The 17,381-nt window shown below is 39.9% G+C and carries 14 protein-coding genes and 1 tRNA gene; 6 read left to right on the top strand and 9 right to left on the bottom strand.

Annotation, left to right across the window (positions count from 1 at the left end):
• Positions 1-3: 3 nt before the first annotated feature.
• Positions 4-969 carry a homogentisate phytyltransferase gene (locus RMZ41_RS06040; protein WP_322643269.1) on the bottom strand — a complete coding sequence of 322 codons (966 nt, stop codon included), beginning with the start codon at positions 967-969 and terminating at the stop codon, positions 4-6.
• A 427-nt stretch (positions 970-1,396) separates the two neighbouring features.
• On the opposite strand from RMZ41_RS06040, the gene RMZ41_RS06035 reads away from it, so the two are divergent.
• Positions 1,397-2,017 (top strand): hypothetical protein, encoded by a 621-nt coding sequence (locus RMZ41_RS06035; RefSeq protein WP_322643312.1) that lies wholly within the window; start codon positions 1,397-1,399, stop codon positions 2,015-2,017.
• Between the two features lie 30 nt (positions 2,018-2,047).
• On the opposite strand, the gene cobA is transcribed toward RMZ41_RS06035, so the two are convergent.
• The 3 genes from cobA to RMZ41_RS06020 form a co-directional block, all read right to left on the bottom strand.
• Positions 2,048-2,824: a uroporphyrinogen-III C-methyltransferase gene (cobA, locus tag RMZ41_RS06030; RefSeq protein ID WP_322643268.1), complete on the bottom strand. Its 777-nt coding sequence runs from the start codon at positions 2,822-2,824 to the stop codon at positions 2,048-2,050.
• The gene (locus RMZ41_RS06025) at positions 2,824-3,546 is read right to left on the bottom strand and encodes a sirohydrochlorin chelatase (RefSeq protein WP_322643266.1); all 723 of its coding nucleotides are present in this window, start codon (positions 3,544-3,546) and stop codon (positions 2,824-2,826) included. The genes cobA and RMZ41_RS06025 overlap by 1 nt, the downstream gene beginning before the upstream one ends.
• 150 nt (positions 3,547-3,696) lie before the next feature.
• Entirely contained in the window at positions 3,697-4,080 is a 384-nt protein-coding gene (locus RMZ41_RS06020) for a DUF4359 domain-containing protein (RefSeq protein ID WP_322643265.1), read from the bottom strand.
• A 124-nt stretch (positions 4,081-4,204) separates the two neighbouring features.
• On the opposite strand from RMZ41_RS06020, the gene RMZ41_RS06015 reads away from it, so the two are divergent.
• Positions 4,205-4,277, top strand: a tRNA-His gene (locus RMZ41_RS06015).
• 1,003 nt (positions 4,278-5,280) lie between these two features.
• Positions 5,281-7,701 (top strand): sucrose synthase, encoded by a 2,421-nt coding sequence (locus RMZ41_RS06010; protein WP_322643311.1) that lies wholly within the window; start codon positions 5,281-5,283, stop codon positions 7,699-7,701.
• A gap of 165 nt (positions 7,702-7,866) precedes the next feature.
• Here RMZ41_RS06010 and RMZ41_RS06005 read toward each other — a convergent pair whose 3' ends face one another.
• Positions 7,867-8,418 carry a peptidoglycan-binding domain-containing protein gene (locus RMZ41_RS06005; RefSeq protein WP_322643264.1) on the bottom strand — a complete coding sequence of 184 codons (552 nt, stop codon included), beginning with the start codon at positions 8,416-8,418 and terminating at the stop codon, positions 7,867-7,869.
• Positions 8,419-9,014: 596 nt separating this feature from the next.
• A complete protein-coding gene (locus RMZ41_RS06000) occupies positions 9,015-9,731 on the bottom strand; it encodes an ROK family protein (RefSeq protein ID WP_322643263.1) in 717 nt (238 codons plus the stop codon).
• A gap of 316 nt (positions 9,732-10,047) precedes the next feature.
• Here RMZ41_RS06000 and RMZ41_RS05995 point away from each other — a divergent pair, with 316 nt between their 5' ends.
• The 3 genes from RMZ41_RS05995 (at position 10,048) to hetI (ending at position 12,584) form a co-directional block, all read left to right on the top strand.
• Positions 10,048-10,857, top strand: a complete 810-nt coding sequence (locus tag RMZ41_RS05995) for a creatininase family protein (RefSeq protein WP_322643262.1) — start codon at positions 10,048-10,050, stop codon at positions 10,855-10,857.
• 161 nt (positions 10,858-11,018) lie between these two features.
• Complete coding sequence (locus RMZ41_RS05990) at positions 11,019-11,522, top strand: 2TM domain-containing protein (protein ID WP_322643261.1); 504 nt, start codon at positions 11,019-11,021, stop codon at positions 11,520-11,522.
• Positions 11,523-11,876: 354 nt separating this feature from the next.
• A complete protein-coding gene (gene hetI / locus RMZ41_RS05985; RefSeq protein WP_322643310.1) occupies positions 11,877-12,584 on the top strand; it encodes a 4'-phosphopantetheinyl transferase HetI in 708 nt (235 codons plus the stop codon).
• Between the two features lie 66 nt (positions 12,585-12,650).
• On the opposite strand, the gene RMZ41_RS05980 is transcribed toward hetI, so the two are convergent.
• The 3 genes from RMZ41_RS05980 to RMZ41_RS05970 all read right to left on the bottom strand — a co-directional run bounded on the left by RMZ41_RS05980 (position 12,651) and on the right by RMZ41_RS05970 (position 17,167).
• On the bottom strand, positions 12,651-13,454 hold the full coding sequence (locus RMZ41_RS05980) for an SDR family oxidoreductase (protein WP_322643260.1): 804 nt from the start codon (positions 13,452-13,454) through the stop codon (positions 12,651-12,653).
• A gap of 519 nt (positions 13,455-13,973) precedes the next feature.
• Positions 13,974-15,488 carry a thioester reductase domain-containing protein gene (locus RMZ41_RS05975; protein WP_322643259.1) on the bottom strand — a complete coding sequence of 505 codons (1,515 nt, stop codon included), beginning with the start codon at positions 15,486-15,488 and terminating at the stop codon, positions 13,974-13,976.
• A gap of 2 nt (positions 15,489-15,490) precedes the next feature.
• Positions 15,491-17,167, bottom strand: coding sequence for a PfaD family polyunsaturated fatty acid/polyketide biosynthesis protein (locus RMZ41_RS05970; RefSeq protein ID WP_322643258.1), 1,677 nt, complete (start codon positions 17,165-17,167; stop codon positions 15,491-15,493).
• Positions 17,168-17,381 lie beyond the last annotated feature (214 nt).

The raw sequence follows: 17,381 nt of genomic DNA, 5'->3' as shown, positions 1-17,381 counted from the left end.
TGTCTAAGCCAAAAGGCAGGCGATAGGAAAAATCAGATATTCGATAAAAAATAGTTTCCAGATAAATTGGTAGAATTGAGCGATCGCACTCTTATCTTGTAAGTCTACCGACAAACTCCGCCACCACATCCAAACTAACAACCCTAAATGAGCAGTTATCAAAAATATGGGGTTAACTGAGGCGATGTGTAGCACTCCTACCAGAATCATCCCTAGATAGCAGGCAGTTATCACCCAAAGAGCTAGATTAAACACAGCTTGGGAGCCGAGTTTGATCGTGAAAGTAGTAATATTGTAGAGGCGATCGCCTTCTATATCCGGGACATCCTTAAAAACTGCGATCGCAAAGGTAAACACCAAAATAAACAATGTCAGCACCCACACCACAGCCGGAATTGTTTGGCTTTGTTTCAACGCCCAACTGTAATGCAGATACAATCCTAAATTAACAATCGTACCGCGTACCGAAAAAATACACAGCGCCGCCCAAAATGGAAACTGTTTTAAACGAATTGGCGGTAAAGAATAAGCAGTACCAATGGCCAAACTAATTGCTACCATCCCAAATAAGAATGGGCCAGTTAGCCACGCCACAACTAGCGCCAAAATCCCAGTAGATGCAACTATTAATTGCCCCGTCTGTTGAGAAAACTCACCTGATGCCAAAGGTAAATGAGGTTTATTAATCTTGTCAATATCAACATCTTCTAGTTGATTCAGCCCTACGATGTAAATATTGCCACATAAACAAGCAATCCATGCACCGAAGACGGGGACTAGGGAGTAGGGAGTAGGAAATAAAGAACTAGTATTACTAACGCCAAGAGCAATTAAATACAAACTCAACACACTCAGACTTGTACCAATAATCGTGTGAGGGCGAGAAAATTTCCAGAAAGCGTATAACCAATTGAAATATGATTGAACAGGTTTGCGTGGCAAAGGGCTGTTTTGAGAACTCTGGCTCATGAGTACCTTAAATTCAGATTCCGGCTTATTGTTAACTCTGACTTTTCACAGGATTTGGAAAACCTCACTTTTATTCCTCTCTCCTCCTCTTGAGAGACTTTGAATTTTCCCCATTCCTTATAAAACTTGGTAGGGGTTAAGTTTTGTGTTAATTTTTCCACATTGCATGAATTGTCAGATTGTTAACATTGTCACAGAATTTGGTCATTAACAAGAGCTTTCGTAGGTTAAGTAGCAGTATTACAGCCCAGCGTAGCCCTATTCCAAAGCCAGCTACGCATAGCGAATCTATCTTATGGAAGATCCTCAATACCGAAAAACTTTGACAAGTGATTATAAAAATACCTCTTTCAGATTGTCTACTCTTCACTCCACATAACGTTACAATCTATCAGAAAAGCAAACAAAGTAAAGAAATAGTTAAATGATGACAGTTAATTTGACACCTGCTATAACTACATTTGACTTTGTTACCGTGCTATCAGAGGCTGCGGCTGCATATCGACGACAAAGAGATACCCGCCCTAGTACTGAAATATTAGTAAATGCGTTGCTACAAGCAGAAAAATCTGCCAAGCAAGAACACTTAAGTTATCCCTTTGAGTCTCTTCTAGGTAAATGGCAACTTTGCTTTGCTACTGGTACGAAGAAAGTCAGAGAACACGGAGGCATTGTATTAGGTAAGGGTTTGTATGTACCCAAATTTATAAAAATCCATGTTTCCTTTAATGCCACTTTAGAAGAGGATTCAGATAGAGGCGAAATTTGTAATCATGTTGAATTGGGCCCAGTTTCGTTGAAGCTCACAGGGCCAGTGCAATATATAGGTAAGAAAAATTTATTGGGGTTTGACTTTAACCAGATGATTATCAGTCTGTTTGGTGGTGTTGTCTACAAAAGACCAATTCGTTCTGGTATTCAAACAGAAGATTTCTACAACCAGTCCATAGCTCAACTACCCTTCTTTGCTTTCTTTTTAGTAACAGAAGATTTCATCGCCGCTCGTGGCCGTGCAGGAGGTTTGGCATTTTGGATTCGAGAAAATTAAGGATAGTAGATTTCACTTTTGCGCCAGCCATTAAACTGGACGACAACCAGATAAAATGCTGTGCATATTGACTACTTCTCCAATAACTGCGATCGCAGGCGCACCAAATCCAGTTTGCTCTACCTGTTCTACAATTGTCTCTAAAGTACCAATCAATTCTTCTTGTTCTGGGCGCGTACCCCAGCGCACTAAAGCAATGGGCGTTTCTACATTCAGCCCAGCTGCACTTAGCTGTTCCACAATATAAGGCAGATTGTGAATTCCCATATAAATTACAATAGTTTCGGAACCGTGCGCGATCGCATTCCAATCCACTTTCGGTCTATACTTACCTGCCGCTTCGTGACCAGTTACAAATGTCACTGAAGAACTATAGAGTCGATGAGTTAAAGGAATACCTGCATAAGCTGCCGCCGCGATTCCCGATGTGATACCGGGCACAACTTCCGTTGATATCCCAGCGTTGACTAATTCTTCCATCTCTTCGCCACCGCGACCAAAAATAAACGGATCGCCACCCTTCAACCGCACTACAATTGCATGATCCTGCGCTTTCTCAATCAGTAATTGAGTTGTTTCTTCCTGGAACAGCGAATGTTTCCCACGGCGCTTACCAGCGTTAATTTGCTCGGCTTGGGGATTAATCATTGCCAGAATTGCCGGACTGACTAAGGCATCATAGATAACGACATCTGCACATTCCAACAAACCTTTCGCTTTCAGGGTAATGAGTCCCGGATCTCCTGGCCCCGCACCTACTAAATAAACCTTTCCCAAATACTTCTGCTCTTGTTCTGTGCGGTTCATCAATTCGTTAAATCCCAAATTAGCTCGGCTAATTCTGCACTTGCTCCCAGTGGCTGTGCCAATTGGAAATTCACCGCAGAAAATTGTAATTTTAGCTCCTCTATGGAGGCTGCGATCGCATCGGTTATGCCACCTGCGAATAAAAAGTATGGCAAAATTGCAATTTCTCGATAACCAGCAGTTACCAACTCTTTCACCCGTGATTCTAAACTAGGAGTCCCAGCCCAATAAGCATCCACTGCTGACAAACTCGCCGCTATTGCTTCTACAGTTTCTTTGGAACCTGGGCGACGGCTACCATGAGCTAAGAGAATCCATGCTTCGGCTTTCATAGCAGATATTTGCTTGGCTAGCAATTTCCCTAAATTAGGGTGAGAACCTAAATATGGTTGCAATTCAATCATAATATCTTGACCAATAGCCTCTTGTGCTAACGCTACTTCGGCGGGAATATCTGTCATGACATGTACTCCCGGCAGCAGAAATAGCGGTACAATCTTGAGGCGATTCTGGTTTTCAGATGGTTTGCACTCGCCAAAAGCACTCTTGGCAAATTCTTGAATCTGCTCGTGTAAAGGTTGAGGACTCATTTCTAAAGTAGCGATGCTAACCAAATGTTCGCTTGACAATTTCTGACATACCAGCCTAGCTAGTTGCTGCATAGCAATTTCTGGGCGGCGATCGCGGCTTCCGTGAGATACTAGCAGATAGGCAGATGACATCGGCAAAGCTTGAACTCTCAGTGACTAATGCTCATATTTTACTTAATATTAAGTTAATGTAATAAGTACTTTAGTGATTATTAAAACTATTATCAATTACTAAATACAAGTATTTTAAATCACTTTTATATTCTCCCACTGCAACTTGTTTTATTGTTCTTCAGCAGTGTAAGTATAAAATTGATCGAAAGCTCCCACCGTTTCAAACTTGTAAGAAGGCATCCAAGAATTTATTTTTAAATCTGTACGGTAAATGCTAAAAATCATATAATCTTGCCTTTCTGTAGTCCTAGCAATAATTCCTTGGATTTGTGGGTTAGCCGAGTCAACCAACTTATCACAATTAAAACGGATTAAATTTTCTATAATATTCGTAGTTTTTTTGCATACATCGGTTTTTAAGTATTTTGTTAACCGTTGTACTGCATATTCTTCATATTCAACCTGACTGGGATTAGTCTTGGCCATTGTCACACCCAAGGCGGCGAGTCCTGCTGCTGCTCCAGTATATGCAATGAGGGTTAGGGGTTTCATGTTTGCCAAGTAAAATTCATTGTAATTGTTAGATTTCAGAGACTCAAAATCAACTGAGTCCGTTCCTTGAAGAAAAACTCTTGATCGTTGGCCAAATTATTGCTATAATCCAAATTGTTGAATGGCGAGCGTAGCCAAGTGGTTAAGGCAGTGGTTTGTGGTACCACCACCCGCGGGTTCGAATCCCGTCGTTCGCCCTACATAATTTCATAGTTATCCATAAATTCTTATAAAAGATGAGTTGTGGTTTTGAAGGTTCATAACCATTACTTTAGCAAGTATCTGTCCTCTACAAGTTAATGACTTGAAAGAGTCGCAAATTCACTATAATTCATCAGATTATCTTATAATTAATTTGATGTATATAAGCAAATATACCTGCTAAATCAAAATTAAGTGTGCGATCTGCGCTTATCTTTTACAATGTCTAAGCAACGCCGATAGTGTAGAAAGTTTGATAAGTTAAGTGGGCAAGAACAAATCAAACTATAATTATGCAATATAAGATTAATTAAACAGATTCTTATCATTGCATCTATCACAGGCAAGAAAATAGACCTCGTTAGTATTAATTATTGTACTATTTGGCAAATGGATAATCGTAATTACTTGCTAACCAAATTACCAAGATATCAGCCAATACTGCTCGGTTAAGGTAAGAGACGCGATAAATCGCCGTCTTCAGGATCGTATTATTTTCATCAACTAACCTTAACCGAACCGTATTGAAATATCAGCAATCATCAAAATTATAAAATAAATTATCTATTAAAAAATCAATATTAATACCTGGAAAAATTTAAACCCCTATTGATTTACAGTTATTGCAAAGCTTGATAGCTAGCGATGTGTTGATAAGCAGATACATGACAAATACATAATATAGTAAGGATGAAATTAAGCAATTGAGGGCGTGACATATTGTGCCCCAAAGATAATAATGCAGTTATTTACTAACGTCTATCAAAAGAAACAAAAATTGTATTCCTTTAGTTAGAGTCAAAAATACTGAGTCATAGATACTTTAGGTAAAGAAGAACGCGAATTTAAGTGTCATCTAAGAAGTTGATACTTTTAATACACAGATAAATCATATTTATCTGTGTTATTTCGTGTTTGTATCTGGTTAAAAAAGGTTGAGGCTTATTTGTCTCGTCTTAAAAGTCAACAATGCAAACATCATCATCTAGTGGAGTTGCTATGTCTGAATTGCTTAAAGCAGTCTTAGATAGTGAAGAAAGAAGTGATTTGCGTTCCTTTATTAGTGAATTACGCCAACAAGATAAGAAGTACTTGCTGCGGAACGACATACTCAATGTATATAGCGAGTATTGCTCAAAATCCCAGAAACCAGAGGATTTTTACACTAACTCTGAGTTAGGCAAACTGATTTACTATACTCAAGAAATTATTCAGGAAGACTCAAACTTCTGTTTCATCATTCGTTCTAAGATTGCCAGCCAAGAAGTTTATTGGTTGACATCAGACTTGAGCATTGAGCCGATGACGGTGCAGGATTTGTTGGATTTGCGCGATCGCTTGGTAAACAAATATCATCCCAACGAGGGCGACCTGCTAGAATTGGACTTCGGCCCGTTCTATGACTACACCCCAACCATCCGCGACCCCAAAAATATTGGTAAAGGGGTAGAATTTCTCAACCGCTATCTATCCAGCAAAATATTTCAAGACTCCAAACAATTGCTCGATAGCCTATTAAATTTCTTGCGCCTGCACCACTACAACGGCGTTCAACTGCTAATCAACGATCGCATTCAATCACAGCAGCAACTTTCTGAGCAAGTCAAAAAAGCGATCGGTTTTGTCAATAATCGCCCCGATGATGAACCTTACGAACAATTCCGGTTTCAATTACAGTCAATGGGTTTTGAGCCGGGTTGGGGTAACACCGCAGCACGGGTGCGAGAAACCTTAAATATTCTCGATGAATTGATTGATTCCGCCGATCCTCAGACTCTAGAAGCCTTCATTTCTCGTGTCCCGATGATTTTTAGAATCGTCTTGGTGTCGGCTCACGGTTGGTTTGGGCAAGAGGGAGTATTGGGTCGTCCTGATACTGGGGGTCAGGTAGTTTACGTCCTTGACCAGGCCAAGAGTCTAGAGAAGCAGCTACAAGAAGATGTTTTGCTAGCTGGTTTAGAGAAATTGAATGTCGAGCCAAAGGTAATTATTCTCACCCGCTTGATTCCCAATAGTGATGGCACTTTATGTAATCAGCGACTAGAAAAAGTCCACGGTACTGAAAACGCTTGGATTTTGCGAGTTCCTTTACGGGAATTTAATCCCAACATGACTCAAAACTGGATTTCTCGGTTTGAGTTTTGGCCTTATCTAGAAAGTTTCGCCATTGACTCAGAAAGAGAACTACGCGCAGAATTTCACGGTACACCTGACTTAATAGTTGGTAACTATACTGATGGGAATTTAATAGCATTCTTGCTGGCGAGACGGTTGAAAGTTACCCAATGCAATGTTGCTCATGCTTTAGAAAAATCTAAATACTTGTTCAGTAACCTCTACTGGCAAGAATTGGAAGATAAATATCATTTTTCCTTGCAATTCACTGCTGACTTGATTGCGATGAATGCAGCCAATTTTGTGATCAGCAGCACCTATCAAGAAATTGTCGGTACACCCGATAGTGTGGGACAGTACGAGTCTTATAAGTGCTTCACCATGCCGGAGTTGTACCATGTTACCAATGGGATTGAACTATTTAGTCCCAAATTTAATGTTGTTCCACCAGGAGTAAACGAGAATAATTACTTCCCTTACACCCGGAATAAAGATAGAGTGGAGAGCGATCGCCAACGCCTTGCGGAATTACTCTTTACTCTGGAAGATCCCACCCAAATCTTTGGCAAACTCGACGATCCTAACAAGCGTCCTCTCTTCTCAATGGCGCGTCTTGACCACATCAAAAACCTTACAGGTTTAGCAGAATGTTATGGTCAAAGCAAAGAATTACAGGAACATTGCAACTTAATTTTGGTGGCGGGTAAGTTGCGCGTCGAAGAATCAGGCGATAACGAAGAACGTGACGAAATTATCAAGCTTTATCAGATAATTGACGAGTACAATCTCCACGGCAAGATTCGTTGGTTAGGTGTGCGCCTGAGTAAAACTGATTCTGGTGAAATTTACCGAGTCATTGCCGATCATCAGGGAATTTTTGTCCAACCAGCTTTATTTGAAGCTTTTGGTTTGACAATTTTAGAATCGATGGTTTCAGGATTACCGACTTTTGCCACACAGTTTGGGGGCCCACTAGAAATTATTCAAGATAAGGTTAATGGCTTTTTGATTAACCCAACGAATTTAAACGAGACAGCCACAAAAATTGTAGACTTTCTCACTAAATGCGAACAAAATCCTAACTATTGGAGTGAAATTTCTGAGCGAGGAATTGACCGAGTTTACAGCACCTATACTTGGAAAATTCACACTAGTAAGCTGTTATCATTAGCACGGATTTATGGCTTCTGGAACTTTACCTCAAAGGAAAATCGGGAAGATTTGTTGCGTTATCTTGAGGCTTTGTTCTATTTAATTTACAAGCCAAGAGCGCAACAGCTATTAGAGCAGCACAAGTACCGATAATTCGTCATTTGTCATTTGTCATTTGTTATTTGTCATTCGTCATTTGTCATTTGTCATTTGTCATTTGTCATTCGTCATTTGTCATTTGTCATTTGTCATTTGTCATTTGTCATTTGTCATTTGTCATTTGTTATTAGCCAAGGACAAATGACCAAGGACAAATGACTAAATTGTTAACGCCCGCCAGGTTCGTTGACCAACTATTCCATCCGTTCCTAAATTCTGCTGGTTTTGAAAGGCTTTAACAGCAGTCTCTGTCAGTGCGCCATAAATCCCATCCACTCTCAGGGCATAACCGTTAGACACTAACAGCCGTTGTAAGACTCTAACAGCAGCACCAGAACTACCGAAATAAAGAGTCGGCATGGGTTGACTACTAAACTTCTGGAAGCGTCCTGTAGTCTTTGTACGGATACCTACAGGCTGGGAATGTTTCTTAGAATCACCTAATTTAGAAGAAGCTAGGAACTGATTATTTTTGCTGATTTTCTGAAGTATCTGTTCTTTCTTTAGTGCGATCGCTGAGGGAGAAGCCTGAGAAATTCCATCTGTCTGCATAAATTCAGGTGGTGTGACTTGAGCAGTTATCTCTAACTCACTCTCTTTTGACTGCTTTACGTCATTTTCTATCTGAACTATCTGCTCCTGTGGCACATTAGCCCCAAATGCTTGTCTGATTGTTAATACGCCCGTCATCATTAGGCCAATTTCAGTCATTGTAGTTCATTTTACTTCAACCAATATTTCTTTTAACTAACAACATTACTGCTGTCCGGGATAATGCATCCTGACTAACATAGAAAACTCATCTACTAGTTTTTTTAAAAATATTGTCATGTTTATATCTTGTTACCTCCAATTCCATCTAATCAGACCAATCTTATTAGCTTTGTGCTTTTTTTATCTTTAATCAAGCCATCAACTTGTAATATATGGTATCTAAATCAACGGTTTAGACAATAACACACTATAGGATCATCTGGGAATGCTATTAAATAAATTTGCCATTAAATTAACATGGCTCTTTCATCGTATTTTCAGAAAATGTATACTTCAACCTCAAGAAAATGAAACCGCACAACATTGTTGCACGGTCTTGAATTTGAACTAGAGTTAAGACTACTGTATGACAAAACTACATCGTGGCAATGTAAATAATATCTATACAATTATCTTGCTTGACCTGTGTTAATTTTCATAACATTTAAAAATGTTGATAAATGATGCACCTTAACCTTAATAAAATGCACGTAAGTGTAGCCCGCTCTTAGACATTGCTGAGTATGCTTAGTTGTGCCTACTAGAAAAACTTTTTACCTTTTTTCATCTCGCCATAAAGCAATACCACCTAATAAGCCAGTGATATTGGGGATGAGTTTTACATTTAAGGGTAGCTGTAAATTAACTTTCACAGCTTCACCACCACCAATGTAAAGGTAGTCATAATTGAACAGATGTTGCAAAGATGCGATCGCCTTTTCTAAACGCCTGTTCCATCTTTTCTCACCAATTTTTTCTAACTCTGCACGCCCTAACTGCTGCTCAAAAGTCTCTCCTTTGCGAAACGGATGATGCCCCATTTCCATATTCGGTACTAGCTTCCCATCCACAAATAAAGCCGAACCAAACCCTGTACCCAGAGTAATCACCAGTTCTACACCTAAACCTTTGATCGCACCAAACCCTTGCATGTCTGCATCATTAATTACACGTACAGGCTTGTTTAAGTGTTTTAATAATGCTGTTTCTAAATCAAATCCAATCCAGTCTGGATGTAAGTTTACCGCCGTTTCTGTGACTCCACACCTCACCACACCAGGAAAACCAACCGAAACGCGATGAAATTCACCTTGAGCCGCAGCTAATACAACAATTGCATTAATTACAACCTCCGGTGTAGCAGGTTGAGGTGTATCTAAACGCGCCCTTTCTGTTACAGGAGTCCCCGCAATATCTAAAACCATAGCCTTAACGCCACTACCGCCAATATCAACTGATAGGGTACGAATCGAACCATTTTCTTCAACCATTGGGTTACATCCTTGTTAATGCTTATTCTTTCGATATTATGCTCTGTTGGATTTGATAATATTCGGATACTTGGAGAGTCTTTATATTGAGGGGCATTGGGCATTGGGCATGGGGCAATACTTGTCGGGTTTTGGGGAAAAGGGAAAGAAAAAACCTTTAACCCTTCCCCTTTAACCTTTTCCCCAAACCCAATTTTGAGTTCAAAATCCAAAACCCGAGTAGTATTGGGGCATTGGGCATTGATAATTATTCTCTTCTACCTCACTGCTTCTCACTGCCAATGTCCTAAAATATAACTGTCATAATTTCACTAATATGCATAGCTTCATTCCACCAGAACGCTTTTTTCCCTACCTTACTTGGACTGACATCCAGGCAATGCCAGATAAAGAAAATGTCGTAATCATCCAGCCTGTGGGGGCAATTGAACAACATGGCCCTCATCTACCGTTGATTGTAGATGCTGCGATCGGTGTGGGGGTGCTGGGAAAAGCAATGGAAAAGCTGGATGCTAGTATTCCTGCTTATGCTTTACCTAACCTTTATTATGGCAAATCTAACGAACACTGGCACTTTCCCGGTACGATTACGTTGAGTACGGCAACTCTGACGGCAATTATTATGGAAGTGGGAGAGAGTATCTACCGGGCTGGGTTTAGAAAACTGGTGTTAATGAACTCTCACGGTGGACAACCCCAAGTTATGCAAATGGCGGCACGGGATTTGCACGTTAAGTATGATGACTTTTTGGTGTTTCCGTTGTTTACTTGGCGCGTGCCTCATATTACTAAAGATTTATTGACTCCGAAAGAAGCAGCGCTAGGAATGCACGCCGGAGACGCTGAAACGAGCATTATGTTATCGCTTTTGCCAGAACAAGTAAAATTAGAGAAAGCTGTGGCAGAGTATCCACCGCAACAATCCCAAAGTAGTTTACTGAGTTGGGAGGGTAAGTTACCTGTATCTTGGGTAACGCGAGATATTAGTAAAAGTGGAGTGATTGGCGACGCTACAACCGCAACGAAAGAAAAAGGCGATCGCATCCTCGAATCTGTGGCTAACGGTTGGGTACAAGTTATTCAAGATATTTACGCCTATCGACAACCAAAAGTAGGGGAAGAGTAAAGGCTTTTTCCTGAAAGTTAAAAAACCAATACATTAGAAGCGCGACAACATCCAGATTTGTTAATCTAGAGATAATGGAAATAGTACTGGCGTAGCTACTTAAAATCTATTGAGCAGCAGATTTCTATTAAAACTAATATTAAGTATTAAGAGAAAAAATTATGACAGCGTTTGAACCTCGAAGCATCCGCTCTTATAGCCAAGAAGATGTTCAAGAAATTTTACACTTAGCGATCGCTCGTCAAGCTGATGACAAAGATACAGAATTTTCTTACGAGCAGATATTAGAAATTGCTGCTGAGTTAGAAATTTCACCTGATGCTTTAAAATTAGCCGAGCGCGATTGGGTAGTACAACAAGGTCAAGTCCAGCAGCGAAAAGCTTTCGACGCTTACCGCATCAGAAGATTTCAAAAGCGTCTAGGCAATTATACAATTTTCAATGGCTTTTTGATACTGGTTGATTTAATCGCTGGTGGCGGAATTTCTTGGTCGCTCTATATTTTACTATTCTGCGGATTACCTGTAGGGTTAGATGCCTGGAATACCTTTAAAGTCAAAGGCGAAGAGTATGAAATGGCATTTCAAAAGTGGAGCCGTAATCATCAGATTAAGAAAACCATCAGCACAGTTTTGAATAAGTGGTTTAAAGCATTACAAGCTTAGTAACCCAAGTTGCGGGTTATCGACTGAGGTTTACACAACTTGCATCGCTTCTGGTGTAAAAGTTGGAAAATTATAGCACAAGGCTTGGTGGTTATGACATCAACACATGATGAAACTTAGACGCAAAAAGACTTTTCACCCAGTCCCCAGTCCCTTGCTATATCTAGAATTTGCTGCACCGTCCAACCATTAGCAAATAAATTAAGTATAAATTCAAGGGAGAACCGTGTACCTTTTTCAGTTGATTTACTTAAATATAAGTTAATATTTTTACTAATAATTGTTGTCTCTTTGACAAAGTTCGGTGATTTTGGCGGCGATTTTGTCAAGAGTATATTGTTGTCTAAAATTATTATGAATCTTTGGCTACCTGCACCGATAGATTTAACTTTGTTACCAGATGAGATTCATGTCTGGCGCATAGACCTGGAACAACCAGAACTACAGCTGCAAAATTTAGCAGCAACTCTTTCTAGTGACGAAACAACTCGTGCAGAACGGTTCTATTTTCAGGAACATCGACAGCGTTTCATTGCTGGTCGTGGTATCCTGCGAACTATATTAGGTCGCTATTTAGATATCAAGCCGTCACAAGTGCAGTTTAATTATCAACAGCGTGGCAAACCAGTATTAGCAGATACATTTGCCGACAGTGGACTGGAGTTTAACTTGTCTCATTCCCAAAGGTTGGGTTTGTGTGCTGTGAATTGCACCTGCCCAATAGGTGTAGACCTAGAATATATTCGCCCAATGTCTGATTTAGAAGCTCTTGCCAAACGGTTCTTTTTACCGAGAGAATATGATATGTTGCGATCGCTATCTCCCAACCAACAGCAAGAAGTATTTTTCCGTTACTGGACTTGTAAGGAAGCTTATTTAAAAGCGACTGGAGACGGACTATCCCAGTTAGAGCAAATTGAAGTGTCGCTCACTCCCACAGAACCAGCCAAGTTACAGATAACTGAAGACTGGAGTCTTTTTGAACTAGTACCTGCTAACAATTATGTTGCTGCTGTCGCTGTCGCAAATTGCGGCTGGAATTTAAAATGCTGGCAACATTAATACTAGTCATTTGTCATTCGTCATTTGTTATTCTTCCCAATTCCCAATTCCCCATTCCCCATTCCCCTACTTATCTTCCTGCATATTTCTCACAACTTTTGTCACCAGCTTTCTAGGTGCAAATCTGACGATTTTTGCCAGTAGTTTATTCATAAAACCAGGAATGACAATAGTTTTGCCCTTTATTAAGCCGTGAAAACCAATTTCGGCTACTGTTCGTGCATCCATCATCCGCTTACCCTTGAGCAGCTTAGAGTCAGCCATCCCGGTTCTTTCGTGAAAGCCAGATGCGGTTGAGCCTGGACAAAGAACTGTCACAGTGACACCTGTACCTTCTAATTCATTAGCGATCGCTTCCGAAAAAGATAAGATATAAGCTTTAGTAGCAAAATAAACCGCCATCAAAGGCCCAGGTTGAAAAGCAGCAGCCGAGGCGACATTTAAGATTTTACCTTCACCTTGCTTTACCATACCCTTGACGAATAGCTTAGTTAAATGAGTCAGACACACCAAATTTACCTGTAGCATTTCTAGCTCAGTTGCTAAGTCTGTTTCGTGAAATAATCCATAGATACCAAATCCAGCATTATTTACCAGCACATCAACATTAATATTGGCGAGTTGCAACTCCGTGAAAATTTCATCAGGAGCAGTTGAAATAGATAAATCCTTAACAATAGTCTTGACAAGATTTCCGAATTTTTTTTGGAATTTAGCTGCAATCTCTACTAGCTTTATTCCGTTTCTGTCTACTAAGACTAGATTATAATCATGAGCAGCAAAAATACAGGCTAATTCGTAGCCAATTCCACCAGCTGCCCCAGTAATAAGAGCAGTTTGTTTGCTCTGACCTTGATGTGTTTTTTTCATGTAAGAATATTGGTGAATTCAACTTGATGAAGCTGCGTTGCATTTACAGTGGTTCTCGTTCTACAATTAAGTACGCGTAATATCTAAACCGACAAGAAATGTCTTAAGTTATTACCCTTTCAAATGCTTGTGTGATGCATTGGATAAATGTAGCAATCCAAACGCAAATTTAGGATTTATGCATCTAATAAGTTGAGCATTAAAGAAGTTATGTTATTTCAGACTGCTAAGGCAGGGTTTTGATTACTCGCAAAAACCAGCAGTTAAAATAAAACTTTTATGCCCGACACTAACCATTCTATCCTCAATTGCTTCTGTCAAGGGGTGAATACTAAAAATTTACATTATTGAGCATAAAAAAACAGGGCAATTATATTGCCACTGCTCAGGTATGAGTTGTTGCCGACATCTGGAATATTGGCTATTCAGTAATACTGTGTTGTAAAAAACATGAACTAAAAAAGATTTTGTAGGATGTGTTACGGCTTCCGTAACGCATCCTACGCAAGCTGTGAACTCCTAAGCGAGATTCAAGAAACCACTTTGAATCAAGTAAGCGGTATAAGTCATAAACAATTGAGAATCAATTGGAGGACAAGCAATAGAACTACCTGCCAATGCATGAAGCGTATCTTGGCAGCTAATATGGGGTCTTCTAGCCTGTAAATACAAATCAGGAATAGTCAGTTGCTCATCAGACCAACGTTCCAGCAAAAATGGCCGCAGAGTGTACAAAGGATTGTCTGCAGAAGTCACATTATTGATTAACTCAGATTGCCATTTTTCATAGGGAATCATTTCAACTGAATAACCAAAAGAGCGTATCCACTCAACTAGCATTTTCAAAGCGGCGGGTTGGGGATGTTGTAAATTGAAAGCTTTACCTATGGATTCTTTCTGTCTGGATAGATAAACGATCGCTTTACTTACATAGTCTACAGGTGACATATCTAACATATAATCTACATCAGGGAAATATCCCATTTGTAGACAACCTTTGGTCATCAAATTGATAAAGTCATGTGTGTTACAAATGCCTGTTTTGCTATCACCAGAAATCAGTGGTGGTCTGTGGATAGTTACAGGAAGTCCACGGTCACGAGCAATTTTAACTAACTTTTCAGCTACCCATTTTGTTTGAGAGTAACCAAGATAAATACCTTCCCAATGATTGAATTCATCCTGCTCTTTGACAACCTTGCCAGCATAAGCAGTTGATTCAAAAACAGCCACACTAGAAACGTAATGTACAGGCTTAACTTTAATTTGACAAGCCAATCTCAAAACTTCTTGAGTTCCTAAAACATTGGCTGCCTTCAGTGCTGAGTACGGAAAAACATAATTCAACAAAGCACCGCTATGATAAATGGTATCAATATTGGTAGCTAAAATTTGAAACTGTTCAGAGCCAACACCTAACAATGGCAGAGATAAATCGCCGACAATCGGAATAATTCTGGAGCTAAATTCTTCCTGCCAAATTGCATACTGTTCCAAATTTTTTTGGAGTTTGCTTTTACCTTCTCCGGCATTAGCAGCACGCACTAAGCAATAGATATCCGCATTGGTTTCTTGTAGCAATTCCCGGATGAGGAAAGCTCCTAAAAAGCCGGTTCCTCCAGTTAAAAAGATGTTCTTGGGTTCACCTATAGCTACATTAGATGCAGCACCGGGATTGATGGTAGGGTCAAGAACAGCCTCAGCACCTAAATCTAGAACAGAGGGTGCAGCGTTGGCATTAGAAGGTGTTACCTTTGTATCTTGAATCGGTGAACCTTCTTGCACTTCTTCAGCTAAACGCTGTGAAAGAGCTTCAATATTTGGGTAATGCCACAGCAGCAACGGAGAGGGTTGAAATCCTAGCAACTTTTCTAAGTTACTTACTAGAATCATTGCTTGGGCTGAGTCTAACCCATAGTTTTCTAAATGTTCTTTGACATCTATTTCATCAGTTGCTACGTTTAGCAATTTAGCTAAGTTAGATACCAAAAATATTTGAATATCGTCTGCTGTGAAAGACTGTTTTATAGTCATTTTTAAAGCTCCAAGAATGATGTAGAACGAACAGGGTGATACTGACTGTAATAATCGGAAGTTTGCAGCCCTTGAATTTTCAAATTTTGAACGCGATACAAAAAGGCTGCACCAGTCATAATTTGATTAGCAACATCAACTACCCGACGATTATTTGGTTCAGATAGATAAGAACCGCGTACCCAGTCATTGAAACCGCCCATTGCCGGGCCACACCAAATTTGATAATCTACTTCTCTACCTTTTTCACCAGAACTAGACCAACGAGAAGATAATCCTAGATACCAACGGAAAATCAACGCCATTTTTAGTTTAGGATTATTGACTGCTTTCCCCAATTTTTCAGGATTCTTTTGGGACAAATAAGCCGCAGTCCCTTCCCATACTTCAGCAATAGTTTTGCGAAAAACTTGTTTTTCTAATTTTTCTCTTTCTGCCAAAGGAATGTCTTCAATGGAATCATAAGCGCGATAGAGTTCAAATAATTTCTGCGCTCGCATGGGGAACATTGTACCCCGTTTGAGAACTTGCAATTTGACTCCCATTTCAAACATATCTGCTGCTGGAGCCATTATCATATCAGCCATTTCTGCTTGGGCTAGTAACTTTTTGGTATGTTCACAAGCCCCAGATTCAACACATGATTGATTAATGGAACCAGTCATTATATAAGCAGCACCCATCATGAAAGCTGCTAATGCTGATTGTGGTGTCCCAATTCCCCCTGCTACGCCAATTCTAATGGGTGTTTGGTAATGATATTGGGCTTGAATTTCATCCCGCAAGGCAATAATTGAAGGCAACAAACAAACTAAGGGACGGTTATCTGTATGACCTCCAGAATCAGCCTCGACGGTAATATCATCAGCCATTGGAACTTTGGCTGCAAGGGTTGCTTGTAACTCAGTAATTAACCCTTGTTGAAGAAGTTCTTTGAGGATTCTGGCGGGTGCTGGTTGCAAAAATTTAGTCGCAACTTCTCGGCGAGAAATTTTGGCAATGACTTTATTTTTGATTTCAATTTGATTGCTGCTATTTAAGCTCAATCCAGCAACACGGTAATAAACAATGTTGGGTGTCAAGTCGAGAAATGCAGAGGCTTCTACTGTTCTCACTTTATATTTGAGGTATAAATCTACGGCGCGGCGTTCAATCGCTGGTTCATTGGGGCTGTGAATTAAATTAAATGCATAAGGCCCTTGAGGTAAAGCTTCTTGAATGCGATTTATGGCTGCTTCCAAACGTTCTGGAGTTAAACCACCTGCACCAAAGGAACTCAAAATTTGCTCTTTTCCGAGTGCAATGACCATTTCTTCGGAAGCAATTCCGCCAGCCATTGCGCCGGTAACGTAGGCATATTTCACTCCATGAAAAGAGAGAAAATTTGGATCTCCAAATTGTTGAATGCGGATTGGGGCTGCAAATGTTAGCAGTTCTACTTGTGCTGTTGTGCCATTATCACCAGGGGATAAATAACCCTCATTAGTGACACCAATTTTTCCGGCAACTTTCACGATGTAGCAGGGTTTATTTAATACCATCAATTTATCTTTGATGGTTTGTTTCTCAAAAGATACAGTTTCTAAAGAACCTTTCCAAACCTGGTTTTTGTTATGCGACCAAGCCGAGAAGTTAAGGCCATTATCGTGTTTACTTAGTACCGTATCTACGGTTGTCACGGTAGTTATCCCTCGGATTACAAGCAATGGATGATTAAAGTTGAAGGGTGTAGACTCTTTAGATAGCAATCCTAAACCGTATGTGAAAAATTCTCTCTTCCTTGGCGCTCTTGGCGTCTTGGCGGTTCGTTCATTTCCAAAACTTAGATAGGATTGCTATATAAATCTAATTTCTATACCAATTCTCTATGAAGATGCACGTAATAATTTTTAA

It is taken from the genome of Nostoc sp. DedVER02 (genome assembly GCF_034530675.2).
Lineage (GTDB): Bacteria > Cyanobacteriota > Cyanobacteriia > Cyanobacteriales > Nostocaceae > Nostoc.
This window is presented reverse-complemented; position numbering and strand designations above follow the sequence as displayed.

Bases quoted from the DNA above. Each gene is read 5' to 3' on its own strand.
- RMZ41_RS05995 (WP_322643262.1), top strand. From the start codon at position 10,048: ATGCATAGCTTCATTCCACCAGAACGCTTTTTTCCCTACCTTACTTGG.
- RMZ41_RS06010 (WP_322643311.1), top strand. From the start codon at position 5,281: ATGTCTGAATTGCTTAAAGCAGTCTTAGATAGTGAAGAAAGAAGTGAT.
- RMZ41_RS05975 (WP_322643259.1), bottom strand. From the start codon at position 15,488: ATGACTATAAAACAGTCTTTCACAGCAGACGATATTCAAATATTTTTG.
- RMZ41_RS06020 (WP_322643265.1), bottom strand. From the start codon at position 4,080: ATGAAACCCCTAACCCTCATTGCATATACTGGAGCAGCAGCAGGACTC.
- RMZ41_RS06025 (WP_322643266.1), bottom strand. From the start codon at position 3,546: ATGTCATCTGCCTATCTGCTAGTATCTCACGGAAGCCGCGATCGCCGC.
- cobA (WP_322643268.1), bottom strand. From the start codon at position 2,824: ATGAACCGCACAGAACAAGAGCAGAAGTATTTGGGAAAGGTTTATTTA.
- RMZ41_RS06040 (WP_322643269.1), bottom strand. From the start codon at position 969: ATGAGCCAGAGTTCTCAAAACAGCCCTTTGCCACGCAAACCTGTTCAA.
- RMZ41_RS05980 (WP_322643260.1), bottom strand. From the start codon at position 13,454: ATGAAAAAAACACATCAAGGTCAGAGCAAACAAACTGCTCTTATTACT.
- RMZ41_RS06005 (WP_322643264.1), bottom strand. From the start codon at position 8,418: ATGACTGAAATTGGCCTAATGATGACGGGCGTATTAACAATCAGACAA.
- RMZ41_RS05990 (WP_322643261.1), top strand. From the start codon at position 11,019: ATGACAGCGTTTGAACCTCGAAGCATCCGCTCTTATAGCCAAGAAGAT.
- RMZ41_RS06000 (WP_322643263.1), bottom strand. From the start codon at position 9,731: ATGGTTGAAGAAAATGGTTCGATTCGTACCCTATCAGTTGATATTGGC.
- RMZ41_RS06035 (WP_322643312.1), top strand. From the start codon at position 1,397: ATGACAGTTAATTTGACACCTGCTATAACTACATTTGACTTTGTTACC.
- hetI (WP_322643310.1), top strand. From the start codon at position 11,877: ATGAATCTTTGGCTACCTGCACCGATAGATTTAACTTTGTTACCAGAT.